Raw genomic sequence first — 7,244 nt, forward strand, 5'->3', positions numbered from 1 at the left:
GAGGGTACGGCGCGAAAGCGTCTGCGTCGTCTGCGTTCGCGAGGCGACGCGCCTACCCCTGCGGGGGAATTTTTCCCGTAGAACAAGGAGGAACCTGAGGATCGTCCCGGAATGACGTGGCGTACTTACGCCGCCAGCGACACGCAATCGCGGCCGGCACGCTTGGCCTGGTACAGGCCCTGGTCGGCGCGCTTGAGCAGGTCCTCGGCGCTTTCGCGTCCCTGCAGCGTGGCCACGCCGATGCTGGCGGTGAGCGACACACCGAGCTGCAGCAGACTGGTGTCCTGGCGCAGGCGCTCGCAGGCGCGCATGGCCTGCGCCGCGTCCATCCCCGGCAGCAACAGCGCGAACTCGCCGCCGCCGTAGCGCGCCACGACGCTCTCGGGCGGCAGGCGCGCGCGCAGCATGTCGGCCAGCGCCAGCAGCGCCTCATCGCCCTTGTCGTGACCATGCAGGTCGTTGACGCTCTTGAAGTAGTCCAGATCCAGGATCGCCACGCTGAGCGGCGCCGAACCCGGCTGCGCCGCCTCGGCATGGATCATCAACGCGGTGGCGAAGGCGCGGCGGTTGAGCAGGCCGGTCAGCGGATCGGTGCGCGCCTGTTCCAGCAGTTCGGCGTTGAGCGACTCCAGCGATTCCTGGTACTGCAGCAGCTGTTGCTCGTACCAGGCGCGTTCGCGCAACTGCAGCGCCAGCGCATGGCTGCTGCGGCGCAGTTCGATCAGTTGCATCACCTGCCGCGACAGCGCCTGCAGCGCCGCCAGTTGTTCCGGCTGCAGGGTGCGCGGACGGTTGTCGAGCACGCACACCGTGCCGACCGGCAGGCCATCGCGGGTCAGCAGCGGCGCGCCGGCGTAGAAGCGCACCCCGCCCTCGGTGACCAGCGGGTTGTGCTGGAAGCGCGCATCGGCGGTGGCGTCGGCGACCACCATGACCTGCTCCGGGGTCAGGATGGTGTGGCCGCAGAACGACTCGTCGCGTGCGGTACTCAGCAGGCAGACGTTGCGCTGCGCCTTCAGCCACTGGCGCTCGTCGTCGACCAGCGAGATCAGCGCCGAGGGCGTGTCGCACAGCTTGGCGGCGATGCCGACCAGATCGTCGTAGGACGCTTCCGGTTCGGTGTCGAGGATCTGCAACGCGTGCAACGCCTGCAGGCGTGCGGCTTCGTTGTCGGGCTTGCGGGGCTTGATCACGGAATACCCGGCGGCGGCGATGGTTCGCGTTGCGCAGTATGGCCAAATCCGCGACGGACGCCAGCCCTGGCGGGCGCGCCGCCTGTACGGTTGGGCCGCGCGGCGGCAGCCGACCGCCGACACTGCGACGTGGTTACCACTCCTGGCGCTGCGGCAGCAGGCCGCGCAGTTCCTGTTCGGTGAGATTGCGCCACTGGCCCGGCTTCAGCGCGCCGAGCTTGATGTTGTCGATGCGCACGCGGCGCAACTGGGTGACCCGGTAGTCGAACGCCGCGGCCATCAAGCGGATCTGCCGGTTGAGTCCCTGCTCCAGCACGATGCGGAAGCCGAACTTGGCGATCCGCGCGGTGCGGCACGGCAGGGTCATCTGGTCGTGCACGCGCACGCCGCGCGCCATGCCGCGCAGGAATTCGTCGGTGACCGGCTTGTTCACCGCCACCAGGTATTCCTTCTGATGGCGGTTCTCCGCGCGCAGGATCTCGTTGACGATGTCGCCGTTGCTGGTCATCAGGATCAGCCCCTCGGACTCCTTGTCCAGGCGCCCGATCGGGAAGATGCGCTGCTCGTGGCCGACGAAGTCGACGATGTTGCCCTTGACCGCGCTCTCGGTGGTGCAGGTCACCCCGACCGGCTTGTTCAACGCGATGTAGACGTGGCGGCGCCCGCTCTTGGTCTTGGCCCGCGCACGCAGCGGCTGCCCGTCGACCTTGACCTCGTCGCCCTCGCCCACCACCGAACCGACCCCACCCGGCTGGCCGTTGACGGTGACCCGGCGCGCGGCGATCAGCCGATCGGCCTCCCGGCGCGAGCAAAAACCGGTCTCGGCGATGTGCTTGTTGAGGCGGACGGACATGGGCTGGGAGCTGGGAATGGGGAGTTGGGAATGGGGAATGGCAACAGCGGGCTGCTGCCGGCTGGGCCATGGCTAGCGTCGGGAACGACAGCAGGGAGCGGCAGCGGGGACGCCCCCCATTCCCGATTCCCTACTCCCTATTCCCGGCCTCTCAGCGCTTTGGCGGTCCCTTGCGCGGCGGCCGGTCGGCGGCGAAGCGGCCGGCCGGGCGCGGGCCGGCGGCGTTGGGCTTGCCGCCGGGCTTGCCGGTACGGGCGAACTTCGGCTTGAACGGCGCGCCGACGGCATCGTCGCCGTCGAGCTTGCGCATCTGCAGTTGCTGGCCGGACACCCAGACCTTCTTCAGGTGCGTCAGCAACTCGCGCGGCATGTCCGCCGGCAGGTCCAGCACCGAATGGTCGTCGTGGATGTCGATGCGGCCGATGTACTTGCTCTCCAGCCCGGCCTCGTTGGCGATCGCGCCGACGATGTTGGCCGGCTTGACCCCGTGCTGGTGGCCGACCTCGATGCGGTAGGTCTCCATGCCCACTTCCGGCGCGCCGCGCGGCGCTTTCGGCGCCTTGTCGCGGCGCGGCGCCTCGAAGCTGCCGACGTCGCGGTGGTAGTCGAAATCCTCGCCACGCGCGGCCGGGGCCGGACGCGCCGGGCGCTCGCCGTCGTCGCGACGCGGCGCACGCGGCTCGCGCTCGAACTTCGGCTCGAACCGGGGACGGTCCGGGCGCTCGCCACGCTCGGGCCGCTCGCGGCGCTCGAAACGCTCGCCCTGCGGCGGACGCGGACGGTCCGGGGCCAGCAGCAGCGGCGTCTCGCCCTGCAGCAGGCGCGCCAGCGCCGCGGCCACTTCCACCATCGGCACGTTCTTCTCGGCCTCGAACTTCTGCAGCAGGTCGCGGTACATGTCGATGCCGCCGGCGGCGATGGTCTCGCTGATCTTCTCCATGAAGCGGCTCACGCGCTGGTCGTTGACCGCGTCGACGCTGGGCAGCTGCATTTCCTCGATCGGCTGGCGGGTGGCGCGCTCGATCGCGCGCAGCATGCCGCGCTCGCGCGGGCTGACGAACAGGATCGCTTCGCCGCTGCGCCCGGCCCGGCCGGTGCGGCCGATACGGTGCACGTAGCTTTCGGTGTCGTAGGGGATGTCGTAGTTCAGCACGTGGCTGATCCGCTCCACGTCCAGGCCGCGCGCGGCCACGTCGGTGGCGACCAGGACGTCGAGCTTGCCGTCCTTGAGCTGCTGGATCACCCGCTCGCGCTGCGCCTGCTGGATGTCGCCGTTGATCGCCGCCGCAGCCAGGCCGCGCGCCTGCAGCTTCTGCGCCAGTTCGTCGGTGCCGGCCTTGGTGCGGGCGAAGATGATCATCGCGTCGAACGGTTCGACCTCCAGGATCCGGGTCAGCGCGTCGAGCTTGTGCAGCCCGCTCACCGCCCAGTAGCGCTGGCGGATGTTGGCCGAGGTGGTGGTCTTGGAGGCGATGATCACCTCGGCCGGGTCGTTCAGATAGGTCTGCGCGATGCGCTTGATCGCCGGCGGCATGGTCGCCGAGAACAGCGCCACCTGGCGCGATTCCGGCAGCTTCTTCAGCACCGCCTCGACGTCGTCGATGAAGCCCATGCGCAGCATTTCGTCGGCTTCGTCGAGCACCAGCGTCTTCAGCTCGGACAGGTCCAGGGTGCCGCGGTCCAGGTGATCGATGACCCGCCCCGGGGTACCCACCACCACGTGCACGCCGCGCTTGAGCGCCGACAACTGCTGTACGTAGGGCTGGCCACCGTACACCGGCAGCACCTGGAAGCCGGGGATCGCCGCGGCGTAGCGGTGGAACGCCTCGGCCACCTGGATCGCCAGTTCGCGGGTGGGCGCCAGCACCAGCGCCTGCGGCTTGCGTTGGGCGAAATCCAGCCGCGACAGGATCGGCAGCGCGAACGCGGCGGTCTTGCCGGTGCCGGTCTGCGCCTGGCCGAGCAGGTCGCGGCCGGTCAGCAGCGCCGGGATGGTGGCGGCCTGGATCGGCGACGGCGACTCATAGCCGACGTCGGCGACCGCCTTCATCACAGCAGGGGAGAGGCCGAGATCTGCGAACAGCAGCGGCGCGGGGGTATCTTGGGACATGGGAGACTCCGGGGGCGCCGCAGAGAACCGGCAGGCGCAAAGAAGCCCCTATTGTGCGCCCTGCCGGGCCGCATGTCGAAAGCAGGTGAACGACACCGTTCAGGCGTGACCCTCTGCGCACTGCCGGACGCCGGCCACCGCGGCCGCCTCCAGCAGGCGCGGCGCCGCGGGCTGCGGCAGCGGCGACAGCCCCCAGCCGCCGACATGGCGGGCGTTTTGCCCGCGAATGACCGACAATGGGCGCCGATTTCCGAGCAAGCCCCCAATGCAGACCATCGATCTCCAGCTAGAAAGCGACTACGTGGAACTCAAGCACCTGTTGAAACTGACCGGCCTGTGCGACAGCGGCGGCGCCGCCAAGGCCGTGATCAGCGAAGGCCAGGTGCGCGTGGATGGCGAGGTCGAACTGCGCAAGGCCTGCAAGGTGCGCGCGGGCCAGGTGGTACAGCTGGGCGACGTGCAGGTGCAGGTGCTCGGCAAGGCATGACCGCCATCGGCGCCCCTGGCCTGCCACTCGCCGGCCGGTGGCGCCGGACAGCGCGGACCGCCGCACGATGCTGATCACGCTGGGCATCCGCAACATCGCGCCGTCTGCGGAAGATCCGCACCACGACGTGTACATCGCGCAGCTCGACCCCGACGCAGCGCAGCCGTTCCGCCTGGGCCAGTCCATCCGCGGCGGCCACGCGGAGCGCGGCGGTTCCATCTTCCTGGCGCTGGACGAACTGGAGGGCTGGACCGGCGACTGGCGCCAGCACCTGCGCCACGCCGGCTGCGCCTGGGCCATCGCGCCGATCGAAGCGGCGCGGCGCAGCGGCGACCTGCAGAGCGCCCTCGACGCGCTGGTCGCCGGTGCGGAACAGCGGCGCGCCGACGCCAGGTAGCCGCCGCTGAGATCGGGATTCGGGATTCGGAATTGAAAGCAAGCCGCGCCGAGCACCGATGACACGCATGCATCGGCACGACCGCCGCCTCAGCGCGCCATGGCCGCCACGCGCTGGGTCAGGTGTGCCGCGATGGCACGCTTGAACGGCGCGACCCGGTCGGCCACGCGCAGCGCGGCGCTGCGCAGGGCGCGCGCCGGCAGGCGATCGTCGGTGTACAGCGCGGCAATCGCGTTGGTCGCTTCGTACAGCGGCCGCGTGGCCAGGCGGTGCCCGCGCTGGTAGCCGGCCAGCAAGGCCGGCGCAGCGATGTCGCCGCCGCGCGCGACCGCGTCGTGCAGCGCACGCGCCAGCCGCGCCTGGCTCTGCAGGCCGAAGTTGAACCCATGCGCGGTCACCGGATGCATGCCCACCGCGGCGTCGCCGATCAAGGCATAGCGCTCGGCGACGAAGCGCTGCGCATAGACGGCCACCAACGGGTACGCCTGCGGCCGCACCAGTGGCGTCATCGCGCCCAGGCGATGCTCGAAGCAGGTACTGATCTCTGCCCCCAACGCCGCCTCGTCCATCTGCAGCAGCGCCTGCGCGCGTTCCGGCGGCAGGGTCAGCACCGCCGAGGCCTCGTTGCCGTGCAGCGGCAGCAGCGCCATGGTGCGGCCGTAGCCGAACCACTCCCAGGCGGTCTGATGGTGCGGGCGCTCGTGGCGCACCCGACACACCAGCATGGTGCGGCCGAAATCGCGCAACTGCGCACCGATCCCGCTCATGCGCCGGGTACTGGAGAAGCGGCTGTCGGCGGCAACCACCAGGCGCGCCGCCACGCTGCGCCCGTCGGAGAGCTGCACCTGCGCCTGGCGCGCGTCGCGGCGCAATGCCTGCACCGAGACACCATCGAGCAAGGTCAGACCGGGCTGGTCCTGCACCGCGGCGAACGCGGCGCGGCGGATCAGGTGATTGGGCACCAGCCAGCCGAGATCGCCACGGCCGCCCTCGCCCGCCGCGAAGGTCAGTGCGAACGGCGAGGAACCGTTCATCACCCGCGCATCGCGCAGCGGCGCGATCGCCTGCGGGTCGATCCGCGGCCACAGGTCCAATTGATCCAGCAATGCTCGCGAGGCATGGGTCAGGGCGATCTCGCGGCCGTCGAAGGCGGCCTCCGCCAGCGCCGCGCGCGGCTGCGGCTCGATCAGCGCCAGCGACAGGCCGCTGCCGGCCAGCGAGCGGGCGAAGCACAGGCCGGCAGGGCCGGCCCCGACGATGGCGATATCCACTTGCATGCGGCGACTCCGTGATCGGACCCGGCCAGGATACGACCGCCGCGCACCGCGTCCTTGATCTGGATCAGCGCTGCGACGATCGGTCGCAGCCCGCTGGGCTCAGAACAGCGCCCACACCAGCTGCAGGATCGCCCACAGCGACACCACCCACACCAGGCTGCGCACGTACGGCACGCCCGCCGCATACAGCGGCACGTACGCCACACGCGCCCACAGGTAAATCTGCGCCGACAGCGCGGTGTGCGCATCGCCCTTGCCCAGCGCCGCCACCGCCACCGCCGCGGCGGCGAAGAACGGGAAGGTTTCCAGGAAGTTGCGCAGCGCGCGGTCCAGGCGCCCGGCCACGCCGGCCGGCGGCGGTTGCGGCGCATCGCGCGCGCCGGCGTTCCACTTCAGCCCGCGCTGCGCGGTGACGAAGGCGGAGGCGAGCAGCAGTTGCGCGATCCCGAGCAGGATCGCCCAGGCCAGCATGCGGATTTCGATGGGCATCGGAGCCTCGGAGGAAAGGAAGACGGCGCGCAGCATGCCGCTCAATCGGGCATGGCGACGTGATAGCCGACCAGGCGCCAGGTCTTGTCCTCGTCCAACCGCAACGACACCAGCTCGCGCACCGGCTGCGGCGCATTGGCGAAGCGGCTGGGGAAGCTGATGTTGACGTAGGTGCCCGGCGGCACCTGCGAGCCGGCGGCGTACTGCACCCGCGCCACGCTGGCGACGCCGCGGCCGAGCAGCGCGCCCAGCCGCGCACGCGCGGCGTCGATCTCGCGCACGAACACCGCACGCGTCACCGCCTTCTTCGCCACAACAGAGGCGCCGTCCCACAGCTCGCCGGTACGTCCGGCATCGACCAGTTGCGCGGCGCGCAGGCCGGCCTGCGCCATCTGTGCGTCCTGCTTGGCCAGCGGTCCGGGCGCGGGCGCGGCGGGG

Annotated in this window: 8 protein-coding genes; 2 read left to right on the top strand and 6 right to left on the bottom strand. The window is 70.7% G+C overall.

The window, feature by feature from the left end; translation table 11 throughout:
- Positions 1–125: 125 nt before the first annotated feature.
- From CEK69_RS19635 to CEK69_RS19645, 3 genes are all read right to left on the bottom strand, one after another.
- Positions 126–1,193, bottom strand: a complete 1,068-nt coding sequence (locus CEK69_RS19635) for a sensor domain-containing diguanylate cyclase (RefSeq protein ID WP_017909939.1) — start codon at positions 1,191–1,193, stop codon at positions 126–128.
- 133 nt (positions 1,194–1,326) lie between these two features.
- Positions 1,327–2,046: a pseudouridine synthase gene (locus CEK69_RS19640; RefSeq protein ID WP_043095651.1), complete on the bottom strand. Its 720-nt coding sequence runs from the start codon at positions 2,044–2,046 to the stop codon at positions 1,327–1,329.
- Positions 2,047–2,197: 151 nt separating this feature from the next.
- Entirely contained in the window at positions 2,198–4,156 is a 1,959-nt protein-coding gene (locus CEK69_RS19645) for a DEAD/DEAH box helicase (RefSeq protein WP_152247488.1), read from the bottom strand.
- A 265-nt stretch (positions 4,157–4,421) separates the two neighbouring features.
- On the opposite strand from CEK69_RS19645, the gene CEK69_RS19650 reads away from it, so the two are divergent.
- Both CEK69_RS19650 and CEK69_RS19655 read left to right on the top strand, forming a co-directional pair.
- A complete protein-coding gene (locus CEK69_RS19650) occupies positions 4,422–4,643 on the top strand; it encodes an RNA-binding S4 domain-containing protein (RefSeq protein ID WP_017909138.1) in 222 nt (73 codons plus the stop codon).
- 67 nt (positions 4,644–4,710) lie between these two features.
- Positions 4,711–5,040, top strand: coding sequence for a hypothetical protein (locus CEK69_RS19655; protein ID WP_152247490.1), 330 nt, complete (start codon positions 4,711–4,713; stop codon positions 5,038–5,040).
- Between the two features lie 89 nt (positions 5,041–5,129).
- On the opposite strand, the gene ubiM is transcribed toward CEK69_RS19655, so the two are convergent.
- From ubiM to CEK69_RS19670, 3 genes are all read right to left on the bottom strand, one after another.
- Positions 5,130–6,317: a 5-demethoxyubiquinol-8 5-hydroxylase UbiM gene (ubiM, locus tag CEK69_RS19660; protein WP_152247492.1), complete on the bottom strand. Its 1,188-nt coding sequence runs from the start codon at positions 6,315–6,317 to the stop codon at positions 5,130–5,132.
- A gap of 99 nt (positions 6,318–6,416) precedes the next feature.
- The gene (locus tag CEK69_RS19665; protein ID WP_026143987.1) at positions 6,417–6,806 is read right to left on the bottom strand and encodes an MAPEG family protein; all 390 of its coding nucleotides are present in this window, start codon (positions 6,804–6,806) and stop codon (positions 6,417–6,419) included.
- Positions 6,807–6,847: 41 nt separating this feature from the next.
- Positions 6,848–7,244 (bottom strand): DUF4019 domain-containing protein (locus CEK69_RS19670; RefSeq protein ID WP_226975238.1); only part of this gene is annotated, 397 nt, incomplete at its 5' end.

It is taken from the genome of Xanthomonas sp. LMG 12462 (assembly GCF_009192885.1).
Lineage (GTDB): Bacteria > Pseudomonadota > Gammaproteobacteria > Xanthomonadales > Xanthomonadaceae > Xanthomonas_A > Xanthomonas_A sontii.